This is a genomic window from Pseudarthrobacter sp. AG30 (genome assembly GCF_003116525.1).
GTDB lineage: Bacteria > Actinomycetota > Actinomycetes > Actinomycetales > Micrococcaceae > Arthrobacter.
On the sequence record NZ_QEHL01000002.1, the window covers coordinates 235,572 to 252,137 of the forward strand.

The following is a 16,566-nucleotide window of genomic DNA, read 5'->3' on the forward strand; positions in this document are numbered from 1 at the left end:
CTGGGCAGCTGCAGCGCATGCTGACTGCTGCTCCAGCTGACCAACTGTTACACGCAAAGGAACGCCATGAAGGTCAAGCCGAGCGTCAAGCAGATCTGCGAAAAGTGCAAAGTGATCCGCCGTAACGGCCGGGTCATGGTGATCTGCGAGAACCCGCGCCACAAGCAGCGCCAGGGCTAATTTCCTTCCCTGAAGGAAATCCTGGGTTGCTAACCCACGCAAGTAAATAAAGGCAGCACAAGCTGATCTGGAACATTGAGCTCGAAAGAGTCCGGACAGCTAACCCCCGGTCGGAGGCTGGGGCCGTACGGAATGTGCGGGTGTACTGCCTACGACCTCCGGTTTATCAAGGAGTACTGCCACTATGGCTCGTCTCGCTGGCGTAGACATTCCCCGCGAAAAGCGGCTGGAAATTGCGCTTACTTACATCTACGGCGTGGGCAAGACCCGTGCACACGAAACCCTGGCTGCCACGGGCATCAGCGCTGACGTTCGCGTCAAGGACTTGACTGACGCCCAGCTGGTTGAGCTGCGTGACTACATTGAAGGCAACTACAAGGTTGAGGGTGACCTTCGCCGCGAAGTAGCAGCAGATATCCGCCGCAAGGTTGAAATCGGCAGCTACGAAGGCCTGCGCCACCGCAAGGGCCTGCCCGTACGCGGTCAGCGTACGAAGACCAACGCACGTACCCGCAAGGGCCCGAAGCGTACCGTCGCCGGCAAGAAGAAGGCCCGTTAAAATCCCCGCTCGGGATTTACGGACTTTCCCCAATAACTTTCTGTAGGAGAAAAAATGCCCCCGAAGACTCGTGGCGCGGTTCGCAAGCCGCGTAAGAAGGACAAGAAGAATATCGCGCTTGGCCAGGCGCACATCAAGAGCACCTTTAACAACACCATCGTTTCCATCACGGATCCCTCCGGTGCTGTTATTTCCTGGGCTTCCTCTGGCGAGGTTGGCTTCAAGGGCTCGCGCAAGTCCACCCCGTTCGCTGCCCAGATGGCTGCCGAAGCCGCTGCCAAGCGTGCGCAGGAGCACGGCATGCGCAAGGTTGACGTTTTCGTCAAGGGACCGGGTTCCGGGCGCGAAACCGCAATCCGTTCGCTGCAGGCCGCAGGCCTCGAGGTTGGCTCCATCCAGGACGTCACCCCCGCAGCGCACAACGGCTGCCGCCCGCCGAAGCGCCGCCGCGTCTAATTCTTTTCCGCAGCAGGAGCTTGCCCGGACCAGTGATGGCCCGGGCAAGCCCAGCGCGTTAAGTCTTCAGACCGAATTTCCACCACCTGTGTTGCGTCATATAGCGGATGCTCGCCGAAAGGAAACCTAAGTGCTCATTGCACAGCGCCCCACCCTCTCCGAAGAGGTAGTCTCCGAAAACCGTTCGCGGTTCATCATCGAACCGCTGGAACCGGGCTTCGGCTACACCCTCGGAAACTCCCTCCGCCGTACCCTGCTCTCCTCCATCCCCGGTGCTGCCGTAACCAGCATCCGGATCGATGGTGTGCTGCACGAGTTCACCACGGTTCCGGGTGTCAAGGAAGATGTCACCGAGATCATCCTCAACATCAAGAGCCTGTCGGTTTCCTCCGAGCACGACGAGCCCGTCGTGGCTTACCTGCGCAAGCAGGGCCCCGGAGTCGTCACCGCCGCGGACATCGCTCCGCCGGCCGGCGTCGAATTCCACAACCCGGATCTGCACATCGCCACGCTGAACTCGAAGGGCAAGTTCGAACTCGAACTGACCATCGAGCGCGGCCGCGGCTACGTTTCGGCAGCTCAGAACAAGTCCGGCGACGCAGAGATCGGCCGTATCCCGGTCGACTCCATCTACTCGCCGGTCCTGAAGGTTACTTTCCGCGTGGAAGCAACCCGTGTTGAGCAGCGCACCGACTTCGACAAGCTGATTGTCGACGTCGAGACCAAGCAGGCCATCGCCCCGCGCGATGCCGTCGCTTCCGCAGGCACCACCCTGGTGGAACTGTTCGGTTTGGCCCGTGAGCTGAACACCGCAGCTGAAGGTATCGAGATCGGCCCGTCGCCCACCGACGCTGCCCTGGCAGCCGACATGGCACTGCCGATCGAGGATCTGGACCTCACCGTCCGTTCCTACAACTGCCTCAAGCGTGAGGGCATCCACACCGTGGGTGAACTCGTTGCCCGCTCCGAGGCCGACCTGATGGACATCCGCAACTTCGGTGCAAAGTCCATTGACGAGGTCAAGGCAAAGCTGGTTGAACTGGGCCTGTCCCTCAAGGACTCGCCTCCCGGTTTTGACCTCGCAGCACGCGCCGCAGCAATCGAAGAGGACGACGCCGCCTTCGGCGACGACGAACTCTAAACCAGATCTTGGCCGCGGGCAGCACCATGGTGTGCCGCCCACGGCTTCCACATGAGGAGAAACAATTATGCCTACCCCCACTAAGGGTCCGCGCCTCGGAGGCGGCCCGGCTCACGAGCGCCTCATGCTCGCGAACCTGGCAGCATCCCTGTTCGAGCACAAGCGGATCACCACCACGGTGACCAAGGCCAAGCGCCTGAAGCCCTACGCAGAGCGCCTGGTGACCTTCGCCAAGCGTGGCGACCTCGCTTCCCGCCGCCGCGTTCTCGGCCTGATCAGCAACAAGGGCGTCGTCCACGAGCTGTTCACCGACATCGCCCAGGCAGTGGAGAACCGTGACGGCGGCTACACCCGCATCACCAAGATCGGCAACCGCAAGGGCGACAACGCTCCCATGGCTGTCATCGAACTGGTCCTGGAGCCGGTTTCCGCCAAGCAGGCCGTAGTAGCCGAGGCTACCTCTGCCGCCAAGCGCGACGCCGACAAGAAGGAAGCTGCCGCTGCCGCTCCGGCTGCCGAAGAGGCTCCCGCCGCTGAGGAAGCTGCCGCAACCGAAGAAGCACCTGCTGCCGAGGACGCCGCAACCGAAGAGGCTCCGGCCGCTGAGGAAGCTCCGGCTGCCGAGGAGAAGGACGCGAAGTAATTCGCTGACCTGCTTCGCATAGACTTAGGTCTGTGAACCACCAAAAACCCGCGGCCCCCGTCTTAGGGGGCGGCGGGTTTTTGCGTCTCCGGCTCGATCTTTCGTACGACGGCGGTCCCTTCAGCGGGTGGGCGCTGCAGCCGGGCCTGCGGACTGTCCAGGGAGTCGTTGAGGAAGCGATCGAGCTGGTGGTGCGCCGCGCGGTCCGGGTCACCGTGGCCGGCCGTACCGATGCCGGCGTTCACGCCCGCGGCCAGGTGGTCCACCTGGACCTCACTGAAGCTGAATGGCTGGCACTGCCGCGCGGGCACGAGCTCGATCCCGCCGTCGCCCTGCTGCGCCGGCTCCGTGGCGCGCTGAACCGTGCCCTGGGCGATCTCCACGGCGCCGTCGAAGTCCATGACATCGCCCTGGCGCCTGTGGGCTTCGACGCCCGCTTCTCGGCCCTCTGGCGGCGCTACAGCTACCGGATCGCGGACGGACCAGCCCTCTGGGATCCGCTGGCACGCTACTTCACGCTGTGGCACAAGAATCCGCTGGATGTTGGCCTGCTCAACCAGGGTGCCTCGCAGCTGCTGGGCCTGCAAAATTTCCTGTCGTTCTGCAAGCCGCGCGAAGGTGCCACCACCATCAGGGAGCTGCAGCGCTTCGAGTTCGCCCGCGGTGACGACGGCGTCATCGTGGCCACCGTGCAGGCCGATGCGTTCTGCCACAACATGGTCCGGGCCTTGGTGGGTTCGGCCCTTTACGTGGGGGAGGGCACCGTGGAACCGGGCTGGCTGCACGAACGGTTGCTCCTGCAGAAACGGGACGCCAAGTCAGTTTTGGCCGCGCCGCACCCGCTGGTGCTGGAGGAAGTGGCGTACCCGTCCGACGATGATTTGCTGGCCCGCGCCGAACAGACACGGGCCCTGCGCCAACATTAGAACGACGGCGGTGGGCCCTCGGCCGGCAACGTCACCGTGAAGGTGCTGCCTTGGCCTTCGCCGCTCTGGCACGTGATGGTGCCGCCATGCCGCTCCACGATCATTCGGGTGATGGACAGGCCGAGCCCGGCACCGGGTATGGCTGCCTGACGCGCGGATTCGGCGCGGAAGAATCTGTTGAACACCCTGGCGGCGTCCTCCGCTGACATCCCCATGCCGGTGTCCTTGACGCTGAGTGAGACCCACTGGGCGTCCGCTTCGGCGCTGATGCTCACCGTGCCGCCGTCGGGCGAGTATTTGATGGCGTTGGACACCAGGTTGTCCAGTACCTGGCCGATCCGGAGCGGATCCGCGTAGGCCCAGAGCGGTGAAGGGACGTCCGCGGCGAACTCCACGTGGGACCGCTGCGCCGACGCCTGCGCCGAACCGAGGCTGGTCTCCACCAGGCTGGCGAGGTCGGTCCGTTTCGGGTGGACGTTCATGGTGGTGGATGCGGAGGCCGTCAGGTCAGCCACGAGGTCGATCATCCGCTCCGCGTTGCGCTGCACCACCAGCAGGCGTTTGGCTGCGTGCGGCGGCAGGTCGGCGACGTCGTCGAGCACCAGGTCCACGTTGCCGATGATCGAGTTCAGCGGGTTCTTGAATTCATGCGACACGTTGGACACCAGGTCCTGGTTTGCCGCCAGCGACTCGACCCAGCCCGTCACATCGCTGTACACCACCACGGCGCCGGTGAGCTTGCCGTCTTCGCTTACCAAGGGACGGGCCGCGGTGGAGACTGCCCGCTGTTCCGGGCCCTCGCCCGCCCACACCAGGTAGTCGGCAAATGATTCCCCGGCCATCGCCCGGCTGATGGGACGCCGGTCCGGGGGAAGCAGGGTCCGCCGGTCCTGGCCGTAGATCAGCTGGTGACCCTGGCCGGGGACTTCGTCGTCGGCGCCTGTGACCCGGCGGAAGTTGCGCTGCCGGCTGTTGGAGACCAGGAAGTGGCCTGAGCGGTCGACGGCGGCTATGCCGACGTCGGTGGCGTCCAGCACCGTTTCCAGCAGCTTCTCCCGTTCCCGGCTTGCGGCCAGCAGCTCACGGAGTTCCCGGTCCTTTTCGGCGAGTTCGCGTTGCTGCAGCCGCAGGTTCACGCTCGCGAAGCGGATGGCCAGGGAAACGGCGAGCATCATGAGGGGGAAGAGGACCACGGTGGTGAGGTCCGAGGCTGTGACGGACGGGAGGTGGGTCACGGTTGGCGGGACCATGATCAGGAAAGGGCCCACAAAGCTGAGCACCAGGCTGGTCCGGGTCAGCATTCCTGAGGCGGACAGCCAGATCACCGGGAAGACCACCAGCACGGCCAGGCCAGGGAGCAGCGGTGCGGCACCGTTGCGAAGGAACCCGATGGCCGCGAAGTCCAGGACGGGGATGAGCAGGTAGGCCCGGTGCGCCAGGCGTTCCCAAGGGACCAGGAAACAGGCAAGGAAGAGGATCCCGTGCAACGCAATGCCGGCCAGGTACAGGGTGCTGTGCGTGAGCGATGGCCAGGCGAAGGGTGTGGCTATGGCAATGATGGCCACAATGACCGTGATGGGGAGTTGGCACAGCGCCACTTGGGCGCGGGTTCCCAGCCTGCGGAAGATACGGCCGGGTCCCCGGTGGAACAATGGCTCAGCCATGTTTCTGACTCGTACCCCTTTACCTGTGGAAAGCAAAGTGCGAGGGAGGCTTTCTTTACGGCTCCCATACCGGGCAGGTACCCCTTTCCGCCCATATTGCACATGTCTTGTCATAATAATTGACTTTTCAATTTTTAGGGCTGTTGCGGATGTCATCAGCAGGGCTTACTAGTAGCGTATAAATGGTTGGAGCGGGTATGGCATTGGCGCTGGGCCAATGGGGGGCCATCTCCGCCTGGCGCAGGGATAGCAATGGACGATCTTGGTGTAGCTGTGGTCATCGAAGATGACGCCGATGTGCGGAACCTCCTTGAAGGTGTTTTGACCCAGGCGGGCTTTGAAGTGCATACAGCTGATGATGGGCGGTCCGGGGTAGAGGTGGTCCGCAGCAAGCAGGCCAACGTTGTGACTCTCGATATTGGGCTGCCGGACATTGACGGGTTCGAGGTCTTGCGGCGGATCCGGACCTTCAGCAACGCCTACGTGGTGATGCTGACGGGGAGGACTGAGGAACCGGACCTCTTGTCAGCCCTGAACACCGGGGCTGATGACTACATAGCCAAGCCGTTCAGGCCCAGGGAGCTCCGTGCCCGGGTGGCGGCAATGATGCGCAGGCCACGCCAGGAGGTCAACGGGCCGCGCCCGTCACCTGCCGCGTGGGGCCAAGCAGCGGCTCCTGCCGCCGCGCCCGCCGAGTCCGGAATCCTGCAGCACAACGGGCTTCGCCTGAACCACCGGACGCGCACCGTGGAAGTCAGGGGGGAGCCGCTGGGCCTGACGCGCAGCGAATTCGACCTGCTCCATGTGCTGCTGAAAGGTGGCGGCGCCGTGTGTACCAGGGCTGACCTGGTGCGGGCGGTCCGCGGGGAGTTCTACGACCATGACACCTACATCAGCGAAGCGGACGAGCGGGCCGTCGAAGTCCATGTGGGAAACCTGAGGCGCAAGCTCAAGGAGGACCAGCTGGCGCCACGCTGGCTGCAGACGGTCCGCGGGGTGGGGTACAGGCTCGCGCCGCGGCGGCCCGACGACGCCTGACCGGACCGCTACCCCTGATCGAGGATGAAGGTTGACTGGAGCTCGGACACCGTCCGCGCGCCGTCATGGGCAACGCCGGCCATCATGGCCTGCCCCTGGACGAAGTCGCCTTGCCGGATCAGGGCTTCGAGGACCTCGGCGAGCTTGGCCAGCCGGATACCGCCCACCATTGCGGAACTGATTTTGAGGCTGATTACCGCGTCAAGGGCTGAGGCCTCGTCCTGGCTGTCCACGGCTGTTCCCAGCCGGGCCAGGCGCGTGTCCCACATGGCGGCGTAGTCCCGTGCGAAGCGCCGGGCCAGCCCGGACCCTGCGAGTTCGTCGTCGAGTTCATCCAGCACGGATGCATCAATGAGAGGCAAGAGAGAGGCCGCCTTCAGCGAATGGGCCGCACCTGCGGCTGGAATGGACGGCGGCGCGATCCCGGCCGGCGGCACATCCGCAGCGGGGCTGTTTCCGCTGGAGCCGGGATCGGGATTGTGCATTGTCCAAGGCTACTTCCTGGAAATCCTTCAGTGACCTGTTTCGGATGATTCTGTGTAAACCTTGAGGCAACCTTGCCGCCATGCTGAGCAACCCTACTGGCCAGTAAAGGTGGCGATGGTATTAATGACCGCCGGTCCCAAAATGGCAATAAAGAGCACCGGAAATATAAAGAACAACAGCGGGAAAAGGATCATTACGGGCAGTTTCATGGCCTTTTCCTCGGCCCGCTGGCGCCGCTTGACGCGCATGACCTTGGCCTGGACACGCAGTACCCGGCTGATGGCGATTCCATACGTGTCGGCCTGCACCACGGCCTGCACGAAGCTGCGCAGTTCGGGAATGCTGGTCCGCTCCGCCAGGGCGATGTAGGACTCCCGACGGCTGCGCCCCACCTGCATGTCCTGCAGGGTGCGCACCAGTTCCTCGGCAAGGGGGCCCTTGCCGTTCTCACCGGCCCGTGCCATGGCGCCCTCGAAGCCCAGCCCGGCTTCCACCGAAATGAGCATCTGGTCCAGGGTGTTGGCAAGTTCCAGCTGCATGGCCTTCTGCCGTTCCGACCCTTTGCTGTAGAGCATGAGGTCCGGGATGAAGTAGCCAAGAACCAGGATGAAGAGGCCGGCAAGCTTCATGATCGGTGAGCTGCCGATCGAGGTCAGGTACAGGCCAACGGCCGCGCCGGCCACGCCAAGTCCGAGCTTGGACCCCAGCACCTTTCCGGGCGGCATGGAGGTGGGCCGGCCGGCCAAGGCCAGGAGCCGGTCAAGGAAGGCAACGTAAGCGGGGGGAGTCAGGCGCCTGCCCAACACCTCGAGGAGTCCCGGCCCTGTTCCGGCGGGGGCGGCGGCTGGGGGCGGTGCGCCACGCGAGAGCAGTTCGGCGGCGGCGATCCGGCCCTGCTTGTCCACGGTCAGGACGGACCAGGTTAATGCGCCCAGGGGCAGGCAGATCAGCAGGATCGAGAGTACGACGGTCAGGTTCATGGCTTCCTCAGAACTTCAGGTCGATAATCTTGCGCATCCACAGCGCGCCGATGGTCATCAGGACGAACGAGGCACCGATCATCACCCAGCCCAGGGGGTGGGTGAACATTGAATTCATGTAGTTGGGGCTGACGGCCAGCAGCATCGCCACGATGCCGAACGGCATGGCGATGAGGATGTAGGCCGAGAACTTGCCTTCGGCGGCCAATGCCTTGATGTGGCCCTTGATCTCCGCGCGCTCGCGGATGGTCTCGTTCACCTGGTCCAGCACTTCGGCCAGGTTGCCGCCCACCTCACGGTTGATCTGGATGGCTTGCGAGATCCACACAAAGTCCTCGTTCTTCATCCGTTCGGCGGTGTCGTTCAGTGCTGCCAAAAGGTCGCGGCCCAGGCTTGTCTCGGTGATCACGCGGCGCATCTCTTCCGAGGTGGGTTTTTGCGATTCCATGGCCGCGGCGTCGATGGCGCGCAGGATGCTGTGTCCGGCGCGCAGGCCGCCGGAGAGAAGTTGAAGGGTGTCGCCGAGCTGGCCGTCGAACGCAGCGCGTCGCTTTCCGGCCAGGAACCCGAGGACAAGCTTACCGACGAACGGTGCCAGGAGCGCAAGGAGCAGCCCTGCCAGGGGTCCCACGGTGACGATGCCCACCAGCATTCCCACGCAGGCGCCGATCCCCACCAGCAGGAAGAATTCCGCCTGGCTCAGCCGCAGCCCCGCGTTCTCCAGTTCTGCCCGGGAGAAGAGTTTCACGTTCCTGCCGGCGAGCAGCCGTTCGAAGGACTTGACCCCGGAGAGGGCCAGCCGCGTCAGGGAGGACGGCGGCTGGGGTTCAAAGGGGCGACGGCGGTCCAGCGGCACCGAGGGGGCGCCCGGCAGGAGGACTGCGACGCCGAGCAGGCAGATGGCCGCCAGCAGGATGACGGCTCCAATGCCGATGATCATGAGTGTTGCCCCTGCTTCGCGCCCGGTGACAGCGGACCGGCGAAAACTCCCGGCGAGACATGGATGCCAAGGTCCTCGAACCGGTCGATGAACCGGGGACGGATGCCGGTGGCTACGGGCTTGCCCATGAAGCTGCCCTGGGCGTCCACGCCTGCGGAGTAGTCGAAGACGAACGCGTCCTGGAGGGTGACGATGTCGCCTTCCATCCCCTGGACCTCGGTGACATGGGTAATGCGGCGGGACCCGTCGCGGAGCCTGGAGATCTGCACGATCAGGTTAACGGCGGAGGCGATCTGTTCACGGATGGCCCGCAACGGAAGGTCCATGCCGGCCATCAGCACCAGGGTTTCGAGGCGGGCAACGGCGTCGCGGGGCGAGTTGGAGTGCACCGTGGACAGTGAACCGTCGTGGCCGGTGTTCATTGCCTGCAGCATGTCCAGCGATTCGCCGCCACGGACCTCGCCCACCACGATCCGGTCCGGACGCATACGGAGCGAGTTGCGGAGGAGCTCACGGATGGTCACCTCGCCCTTGCCTTCGGTATTGGGCGGCCGGCTTTCCAGCCGGACCACGTGGTCCTGCTGGATCTGCAGTTCCACGGCGTCCTCGATGGTGACGATCCGTTCATCGTGCGGCAGGAAGGAGGACAACACGTTCAGGAGGGTGGTTTTGCCCGTACCCGTGCCGCCCGAAACGATGATATTGAGCTTGGCTTTGACGCAAGCGTTGAGCAGCTCGGCCATTTCCGGGGTGAGCGTGCCGAAGTCAATGAGGTTGCGGACCGTCAACGGGGTCTTGGAGAACTTCCGGATGGTCAGCGAGGAGCCGCCCACGGCCAGCGGGGGGATGACGGCGTTGACGCGGGAGCCGTCTTCCAGGCGTGCGTCCACAAGGGGGGAAGACTCGTCGATGCGGCGGCCCACCTTGGATACGATCCGTTCGATGACCTTGCGGAGGTGTTCCTCGGAGCTGAAGCGGGATTCGGTAAGTGTCAGCTTGCCCTTTCGCTCGACGTAGATCTGGTCCATCCGGTTGACCATGATTTCGGTGACGGCGGGGTCGTCCAGCAGTCGCTGCAGGGGGCCGTAGCCCAGCACGTCGTCGGCCACGTCGCGGACCAGGCGGGCGCGTTCCTCCGCGCTGAGCGGAACCTGCTCTGCATCGATGATGCGGGTGAGCTCATCCTTGGCGGTGCTCCGCAGTTCCTGCTCGGTGACGGCGGCGTCGTTGAAGCGGGCTCCCATGCGTTCGAACAGGGCGGTGGCCGCCCTGTCCTTCATGGCTGCGAAGACGTCCACGCCAGGTGCCTTGGGCACAAAGGAGGTGCCGGCGTCGTGCGTTGAAGGCACGACGGCGGCGTGGGCGGGAAGGCGTTTGTCCGTACCGTCGGGGGCGGCCGGGGCGGGCGCGGGGGCAGGGTTTGGAGGCTCCAGCAGCGCGGTGCCGGCCGGTGCCGGGGGACGGCCCTGGGCCGCGTTGATGCGTTCGGAGAGTTTCATCAGATAACCACTCTTCGGTGAAGCTTCCGCTGGGCCTGCGTGCGCCATGCCGGGTTGAAGCGCTGGACGAGTTGGCGGAGGCTTTTGACGGCCGGGTCCTTCTTGGAGTCCTGGAGGACGGGGATGCCGCGGTTGGTGGACAGTGCCACTGCCCGGGAGCGGGGGACGCTGACGTCCACGGGGGCGCCGATGGTGGATTCGACGTCGCGGACGTTCAGGCCTGCTTTGGCGTCGGCCATGTTCAGGACCACGTGGCGGGATTCGGGCATGATGTCCAGTTGGCGGAGGACTTCCAGGCCGGAACGGAGGCCGCGCAGGCTGGGGATGTCCATGGCGCTGACCCAGACCACGTCAGTGCATTTTTCCATGGCGGCCAGCCCGATTTCCGGCATGCCGGGGGCGGTGTCCAGCACCACGTACTGGAATTCCTGGGCCAGCTGGTCCAGCAGGTGGCTGACTTGGTCCGGGGTGATATGGTCCGCGTCCACCGGGTTGGGTGGGGCGCACAGGGCGTAGATGCCGGCCGGGTGCACGGTGAGGAAGGCCTTGAGGACCAGGGAGTCCTGGGCGGCGGCCGGGGTGACGGCGTCCGTGACGGTGTGTTCGGGGTTGAGGTAGAGGCCGGAGGCGACGTCGCCGAACTGCAGGTCAAGGTCCACGATGACCACGCTCATGGGTGCCACCTGGCCCAGGCCGATGGCAATGTTGGTGGCCAGGGTGGTCTTGCCGACGCCGCCCTTGGGGGAGAAGACGCCGATGACCAGGCCCTTGCCGTCTCCCGGCTGCTGCGCCTCGGGGCCGCGGTGGCGGGTGGCGAACGACTGGCAGGCGCGTTCCAGCAGTACCCGGATTTCGGCGGCGTCCGCCAAGGGGCTGAGGATGTCGCGGATACCCGCCCGCATGGCGTGCAGCAGGCCGGCAGGGTCAACGTCGCTGACGAGGACCAGGCTGAGGCCGGGCAGCTGGACGTCGAAGACCTTGGCGAACCGGAGTGCTTCCTCGTACGGGACATCCGGGCCGATGATGAGCACCTCGGGCTGCTCCTGGTTGAGGAGGGCGAACAGTTCCGCCGGGCCCGCCGGGAGGATATCGCTCGAGATGGTCTGGACGGTGCCGCGCAGGCCGTTGGCGACGGCGGCGCGCAGCTTCTGGTCGAAGTCGCCGTTGGGGGAGAGGAGGACGAAGCGGCTCACTTGTACACCGTGTCCTTCCTGGCGATGAAGCCGCCATTGTCCTGGGCGTCGAGGGGTTCCTTGGTGAGCCAGAGATCGCCGTTGTTTGAGGAATAGATGATCTTGGTGGCGTCGATGTCGCTGACCGCAACGGTGACCATGAACGATCCCTGCGGGAGGGTGGTGTCCTGCGGGTTGTCGCCGTCCGTGGGCTTTGCACTTGGTTGCGGGGCACGCTGGACGGCGGTCACCAGGATTTTGCGGAGGGTGAGTTGGGTTGTGGCTTCGCCTGTCTTGGTCTTGTCGGCGCCTGCGGCGAAGCTGAATCCAATGCCAACGTGGTCTCCGGCTTGGATCCGGCCGCCCACCACGCGTTTGGCTTCCAGTTCGAAGGTGACTTCCTGCATGCCTGCGGGCACCTTAACGGAGCCGCTGGACTTTGCATCTACCGGGTCAACGAGCCGTTCGGCGAGCAACTGCTCGCCGGGAACGAGGTCTACGGCGGCGACCTTGCCGGCCGAATCGTCGAGGTTCTTCAGGGCAGTCTTCGAAACGGCCGTTGCTGGAACCTGCTGCACCGCGACTGACGCCTGCACAATGTCGAAGGAGGAGCCGGCCGGTACCGCCTTGGTCACCACGAGAACCCCGGTGGGATCCATGTCCTTCATGGCGCGGGCATCGGCGCCCTGCGCGTACGTGATGATGAGGACCGCTCCGATGATGGCCAGCACCACTGCTGATACACCGGCCAACATACGTGACTTCACTGACTGCTCCTGTTGCTTTCACGAACCACTAGATGGTGGAGGCTAGCTGCTGAGGGCGACGATGGTAGCGCCGTCCGGATTCACCGGGCCCAGGGTGTAGCCGTTGGCCAGCGACACGTATTTGACGAACGTGCCGATGATTCCTTTGCATGGTTCGCGGCATTGCAGCGCAGCCGGTACGTCCGGCGTCCTGTTGTGGAAGGTGTAGGGCAGGCCGGTGGGCCCAAACTTCCAGCCCGCAACCTTGAAAGCGGCGAAGGTTGTCAGACCGAAAACGGCATTATTGCCGGTACCGGTGACTGCGTTGAAGATGGGGATCAGCACAATGACGTCCTTTCCAGCCGTTATGTCGGCCGCCCATGAATTCAGAAGACTGTCGCAGTAGGACGGGGGGTTGTTGCCGGTGTCACCGCCAGCGGTGCTTTTCGAGATGTCGATGGTGGCGCCACAAACAGAGGGGTCCTGCTTGAGACCGCCAAAACCGCCTTCCACGGCGGCGCCAGACGGCCCATAGTTACACCCGGGGTTGGCTCCGCTTCCATGCATCTGCAGGAGTTGCATAACCCCGTATTGTCCGCGGACCTGGCAGATTGAAATAGTGATCGGGAAGGCTGCCAAACCCTTGGTTGGACTGCCCCACTGGACGGCAGCCGGGGCATTGACCTCGGCGGTATTTATACCCAGGGCGCGGGCGAAGAAGAGGGACACTTGGTTTGCCGTGTGGCCTGCTTCCTGCGAACCCACAGTCACTGTCACCTTGCGGTTGGTCTTGTCCAGGACTACGGACTTGAGGTTACTGAGACCGTCATTGGCGTTGTTGTTCGCCAATGTTTTTGCCAGGGACGACGTGCTGGAACAGTCCGCGTCACTGGGATTCTTGGCGCATTTCTGGGCGATGGCAAGGGCCGCTGCATCCGCTCCGTTGCGAAGTTGGGTTCGTTCCGAGAACATCATCGCGACGTCCACGGCCATGGCGCCAAAGCCAAGCAAGACCACCAGCGTCAGCGCCACGATGACGCTCACGGCGCCGCGCTCGCCGTCGTTCTTTCCCATGGTCGGCTTCAGCCGCCGCATAGCATTGTTCCCTTGCCGGTCATCGTGAATGGTCCCGCTATTCCCGTCAAGGTGGACAAGGAGTAGGTGATCGTGACCGTGGCTTGGGGACTGGTTCCAGCGCTGACCGTTGAAGGGCATGGTGTGCCAAAGCTGATGTTGGTGTCCTGCAAGGCCGGATTCATGGAAACCGCGGTGTTCTTCGCTGCGGACCGCGCCGTTGTTTGATTGCCGGTCACTGCCAGTACACGCACGCCCTCGCGTGCAGCTGCCGAAAGCTCAGCCTGGGCGTTGTAAACCCGGCTGAACTCCATAATCCCCAGCAGCAACATGACGAGGAGAGGCACCACGATCGCGAACTCGACGGCAGCAGCGCCACCCTCGGATTCCCGACCCATGACTGTGCCTTTCAGTTGGTGCGTGACATGAGCGATGACGGTCTTCGCGCCGTCACCACCCATGTCACGTCTGTCGTACTGAGCGCGTTCGTTGACGAGGAATCCCCTAGGGCTTCACGCAAGCCCCTGCAGCGCCACCTGTACCGGGAACGTAGTTGCCAGCGCCGGAAACGTTGCACTTGATGTTGTTGAAGGTGTCGCTCAGTGTTCCGCCCAGAAGCGTGACAGCGGCGATGATGACGACGGCAATAAGGGCGACCATGATGCCGTACTCGACGGCAGTTGCGCCCTTCTCTTCGCTGCGAACGCGAATCATGAGGTTGGTGTAGAGAGAAAGCATTTTTGACTCCTGAGCGAGACGGATTGGCTGGCCCTGCACCAGCACTGAATTGAAGTTAGCAACGGGTTTTGCCGTCTTGACCGGATCTTGCAACATCCTGCGCAAAGCCTTTCCCTGATGCCTGCGTCCTGCGCAAATGCTGGGCTTTTACTCGGTTGGCGGTGGGATTCAGGGACGTCAACACACAAAAACGGACCCCCTCGGTTCTGGGTGCCGAGGGGGTCCGGACTATGGGCGCAAGCTGCGCTGTTGGTGGAGGGATCAGGGGATTCCCAGAGCCGAGCTCAATGTTGTCGCGAGGTTCTGGTAGTGGAGGTTCAGGGCCTGGCCAAAAGCGGTGATGCCGATAACCAGAGCCATTGCAAGGAATGCGACCAATATCCCGTATTCGGTGGCTGTCGCTCCGCGCTGGTCCATCATCAACGTACGCAGAGCTTCGGCGCGTCGGGTTATAAAACCAGGGAACCAATTCAACATGGCTGCCCCCTAAGAGAAAACTGCCATGATCTGAAGGACAGCAGGCCCCAGCAAAATGATGAAGAGCGTCGGCAGGATGAAGAAGATCAGCGGGAAGAGCATCTTGACCGGCATCTTCATGGCGTGTTCTTCGGCCATCTGCCTGCGTTTGATGCGCATGTCTTTCGCCTGTGCCTTCAACACTCCGGCGATGGCAATGCCGTAGGTATCGGCCTGTACCACGGCCCGAACGAACGTCCGCACTGCGGGAACGTCAACTCGTTCCGAGAGAGCCAGGTACGCCTCCTTGCGGGAGCGTCCTACCTGAATGTCTTGAAGAGTCCTGATTAGTTCATCCGCAAGAGGCCCCCTGCCATTCTCACCGGCACGTCCCATGGCGGTTTCGAATCCGAGGCCCGCCTGAACCGAAATCAGCATTTGGTCCAAGGCATTCGGGAGCTCCAACCTGATTGCTTCCCGGCGCTTTTGGGCAAAGTTCCGCAAGAGGATGTCTGGAAGGAAATAGGCCAGTGCGACAATCACAAAGGCAATGAAGAACCTCCCAGCCGAGGGTGCGCCCATGAAGACCAGAAGGCCCAGGAGGGCGCCGCCGAAAGCCAGCATTGGCTTGATCATAAGGATCCGGGACAGCGGCCATTGTTTTGGTCGACCCGCGCCCGACAATTGTTTGTCAAGCCAGCCCTCGTAGCCGCGGGGTGTAATCCGCTTGGACAGGCTCGAGAATTGTTGGCTGATGTTGAGTGACTGTGATGCCTGCGCGGAACGGCCGCCCAGGTTGGCCTTGATGCGACGCAGGGCAGCCCGGTCGCCTGTGAACGACAACCAAACCATGCCCGAAGTCGGCACGACGATGGCCAATATTGCTGCTAATGCGATGGGTTGCATGTCATCCCCCTAGTACTTCGGTTTGATGATGCGGCTGAGCCAGAGCCCGCCAACGGACAAGAGGATGATCGCCGCACCCAACATCGCGAATCCGACGAATGTCGTGGTAAACACCCGCGAGTAGGTTGGGTTGAACAGCACGAGGCCGATGAACATCAGGATCGGCAGGGCCATGAGGACCAATGCCGAGATACGCCCTTCTGCGCTGAGTGCCCTGACCTGGCCTTTAACTTGGTTTCGGTCGCGGATGGTCTCACCCACGTGGTCCAGGACTTCTGCCAGGTCCCCACCAACTTCGCGGTGGATCTCAATGGCTTGTGCTATCCAGTAAAAGTCCTCGCTTGCTGTCCTCCGGGAGACATCCGCCATCGATTCACCCAAATCGCGCCCGATCCTGGTTTCGTTGACGATTCGGGTGAGCTCCGCCGCCATCGGTCCATCATTTTCCTGCGCTGCTGCGTCGATAGCCCTCAAGAGGCTGTGGCCCGCCCGGAGACCGCCGGAGAACATTTGCAGCGTGTCCGGAACCTGTGCGTCGAAGGCCTTTCTGCGCCGGGAGATAAGGAAGTTTAGGCCCAGATAAAGGAGGAAAGGCGTGACAACCAGGGCCAGGATGCTCATGCCGAGGCCGCCGAGGAGGAATGCCGCCACCGTTGCCACCAAAGTGACTGTTCCGGCGATCAGGAGGTAATCCCCAGGCTCCTTGTTAAGGCCTGCCTGCTCCAACTTTTCGCGGTTGAAGATCGACGTGGGGCGCTTCTTCAGGCCGCGGTTCAGGGCGCCGACGGCTTGATTGGTCAGGCGTGTCAGGTTGGAGGATTGTTGCGCGATCTCGGGGCGTCGCCTGGAAAGGGGGACGCCTGGGCGTCCCTTCCAAACGAATACGAAAAGTAGCGCGAGCGACGTGTAGACCAGGAACAGGCCCGTCATGAAGAGGGCGACTGGCACAGACGGCGTCATGG

Annotated in this window: 20 protein-coding genes; 7 read left to right on the plus strand and 13 right to left on the minus strand. The window is 63.3% G+C overall.

The genetic code is table 11. The features are described 5' to 3' along the window. Nucleotides 1–66: 66 nt before the first annotated feature. From rpmJ to DC347_RS02850, 6 genes are all read left to right on the plus strand, one after another. Nucleotides 67–180 carry a 50S ribosomal protein L36 gene (gene rpmJ, locus DC347_RS02825; RefSeq protein WP_009358722.1) on the plus strand — a complete coding sequence of 38 codons (114 nt, stop codon included), beginning with the start codon at nucleotides 67–69 and terminating at the stop codon, nucleotides 178–180. Nucleotides 181–364: 184 nt separating this feature from the next. Next, the gene (gene rpsM, locus DC347_RS02830) at nucleotides 365–739 is read left to right on the plus strand and encodes a 30S ribosomal protein S13 (protein ID WP_003803743.1); all 375 of its coding nucleotides are present in this window, start codon (nucleotides 365–367) and stop codon (nucleotides 737–739) included. 54 nt (nucleotides 740–793) lie between these two features. Next, nucleotides 794–1,195: a 30S ribosomal protein S11 gene (gene rpsK, locus DC347_RS02835; RefSeq protein WP_018760435.1), complete on the plus strand. Its 402-nt coding sequence runs from the start codon at nucleotides 794–796 to the stop codon at nucleotides 1,193–1,195. A gap of 130 nt (nucleotides 1,196–1,325) precedes the next feature. Next, nucleotides 1,326–2,336 (plus strand): DNA-directed RNA polymerase subunit alpha, encoded by a 1,011-nt coding sequence (locus tag DC347_RS02840; protein WP_013601812.1) that lies wholly within the window; start codon nucleotides 1,326–1,328, stop codon nucleotides 2,334–2,336. Between the two features lie 67 nt (nucleotides 2,337–2,403). Beyond that, entirely contained in the window at nucleotides 2,404–2,979 is a 576-nt protein-coding gene (rplQ, locus tag DC347_RS02845; protein WP_109044358.1) for a 50S ribosomal protein L17, read from the plus strand. Between the two features lie 32 nt (nucleotides 2,980–3,011). Then, the gene (locus tag DC347_RS02850; protein ID WP_109044359.1) at nucleotides 3,012–3,905 is read left to right on the plus strand and encodes a tRNA pseudouridine(38-40) synthase TruA; all 894 of its coding nucleotides are present in this window, start codon (nucleotides 3,012–3,014) and stop codon (nucleotides 3,903–3,905) included. Here the strand turns inward: DC347_RS02850 and DC347_RS02855 are convergent. Further along, nucleotides 3,902–5,569: a cell wall metabolism sensor histidine kinase WalK gene (locus DC347_RS02855; RefSeq protein ID WP_109044360.1), complete on the minus strand. Its 1,668-nt coding sequence runs from the start codon at nucleotides 5,567–5,569 to the stop codon at nucleotides 3,902–3,904. The genes DC347_RS02850 and DC347_RS02855 overlap by 4 nt on opposite strands. Before the next feature lie 252 nt (nucleotides 5,570–5,821). Between DC347_RS02855 and DC347_RS02860 the strand changes: the two genes are divergently transcribed. After that, nucleotides 5,822–6,607, plus strand: coding sequence for a response regulator transcription factor (locus tag DC347_RS02860; protein WP_109044361.1), 786 nt, complete (start codon nucleotides 5,822–5,824; stop codon nucleotides 6,605–6,607). Nucleotides 6,608–6,615: 8 nt separating this feature from the next. On the opposite strand, the gene DC347_RS02865 is transcribed toward DC347_RS02860, so the two are convergent. The 12 genes from DC347_RS02865 to DC347_RS02920 all read right to left on the minus strand — a co-directional run bounded on the left by DC347_RS02865 (nucleotide 6,616) and on the right by DC347_RS02920 (nucleotide 16,564). Next, a complete protein-coding gene (locus tag DC347_RS02865; RefSeq protein ID WP_109044362.1) occupies nucleotides 6,616–7,092 on the minus strand; it encodes an Hpt domain-containing protein in 477 nt (158 codons plus the stop codon). Nucleotides 7,093–7,185: 93 nt separating this feature from the next. After that, on the minus strand, nucleotides 7,186–8,073 hold the full coding sequence (locus DC347_RS02870) for a type II secretion system F family protein (RefSeq protein ID WP_109044363.1): 888 nt from the start codon (nucleotides 8,071–8,073) through the stop codon (nucleotides 7,186–7,188). 7 nt (nucleotides 8,074–8,080) lie between these two features. Beyond that, the gene (locus DC347_RS02875; protein WP_109044364.1) at nucleotides 8,081–9,013 is read right to left on the minus strand and encodes a type II secretion system F family protein; all 933 of its coding nucleotides are present in this window, start codon (nucleotides 9,011–9,013) and stop codon (nucleotides 8,081–8,083) included. Next, complete coding sequence (locus DC347_RS02880; protein ID WP_109044365.1) at nucleotides 9,010–10,512, minus strand: CpaF family protein; 1,503 nt, start codon at nucleotides 10,510–10,512, stop codon at nucleotides 9,010–9,012. The genes DC347_RS02875 and DC347_RS02880 overlap by 4 nt, the downstream gene beginning before the upstream one ends. After that, a complete protein-coding gene (locus tag DC347_RS02885) occupies nucleotides 10,512–11,705 on the minus strand; it encodes an AAA family ATPase (protein ID WP_109044366.1) in 1,194 nt (397 codons plus the stop codon). The genes DC347_RS02880 and DC347_RS02885 overlap by 1 nt, the downstream gene beginning before the upstream one ends. Then, complete coding sequence (gene cpaB / locus DC347_RS02890; protein WP_240617674.1) at nucleotides 11,702–12,451, minus strand: Flp pilus assembly protein CpaB; 750 nt, start codon at nucleotides 12,449–12,451, stop codon at nucleotides 11,702–11,704. Before cpaB ends, DC347_RS02885 begins: the two co-directional genes overlap by 4 nt. 42 nt (nucleotides 12,452–12,493) lie before the next feature. Next, nucleotides 12,494–13,525 carry a pilus assembly protein TadG-related protein gene (locus tag DC347_RS02895; protein ID WP_109044368.1) on the minus strand — a complete coding sequence of 344 codons (1,032 nt, stop codon included), beginning with the start codon at nucleotides 13,523–13,525 and terminating at the stop codon, nucleotides 12,494–12,496. Continuing rightward, on the minus strand, nucleotides 13,513–13,965 hold the full coding sequence (locus DC347_RS02900; RefSeq protein ID WP_368665736.1) for a TadE/TadG family type IV pilus assembly protein: 453 nt from the start codon (nucleotides 13,963–13,965) through the stop codon (nucleotides 13,513–13,515). Before DC347_RS02900 ends, DC347_RS02895 begins: the two co-directional genes overlap by 13 nt. Nucleotides 13,966–14,008: 43 nt before the next feature. Beyond that, on the minus strand, nucleotides 14,009–14,338 hold the full coding sequence (locus tag DC347_RS02905) for a Flp family type IVb pilin (RefSeq protein ID WP_240617675.1): 330 nt from the start codon (nucleotides 14,336–14,338) through the stop codon (nucleotides 14,009–14,011). Between the two features lie 165 nt (nucleotides 14,339–14,503). Continuing rightward, a complete protein-coding gene (locus DC347_RS02910; protein ID WP_109044371.1) occupies nucleotides 14,504–14,719 on the minus strand; it encodes a Flp family type IVb pilin in 216 nt (71 codons plus the stop codon). 9 nt (nucleotides 14,720–14,728) lie between these two features. Next, nucleotides 14,729–15,604, minus strand: a complete 876-nt coding sequence (locus DC347_RS02915; RefSeq protein WP_109044372.1) for a type II secretion system F family protein — start codon at nucleotides 15,602–15,604, stop codon at nucleotides 14,729–14,731. 9 nt (nucleotides 15,605–15,613) lie between these two features. Beyond that, nucleotides 15,614–16,564 (minus strand): type II secretion system F family protein, encoded by a 951-nt coding sequence (locus DC347_RS02920; protein ID WP_109044373.1) that lies wholly within the window; start codon nucleotides 16,562–16,564, stop codon nucleotides 15,614–15,616. Nucleotides 16,565–16,566 lie beyond the last annotated feature (2 nt).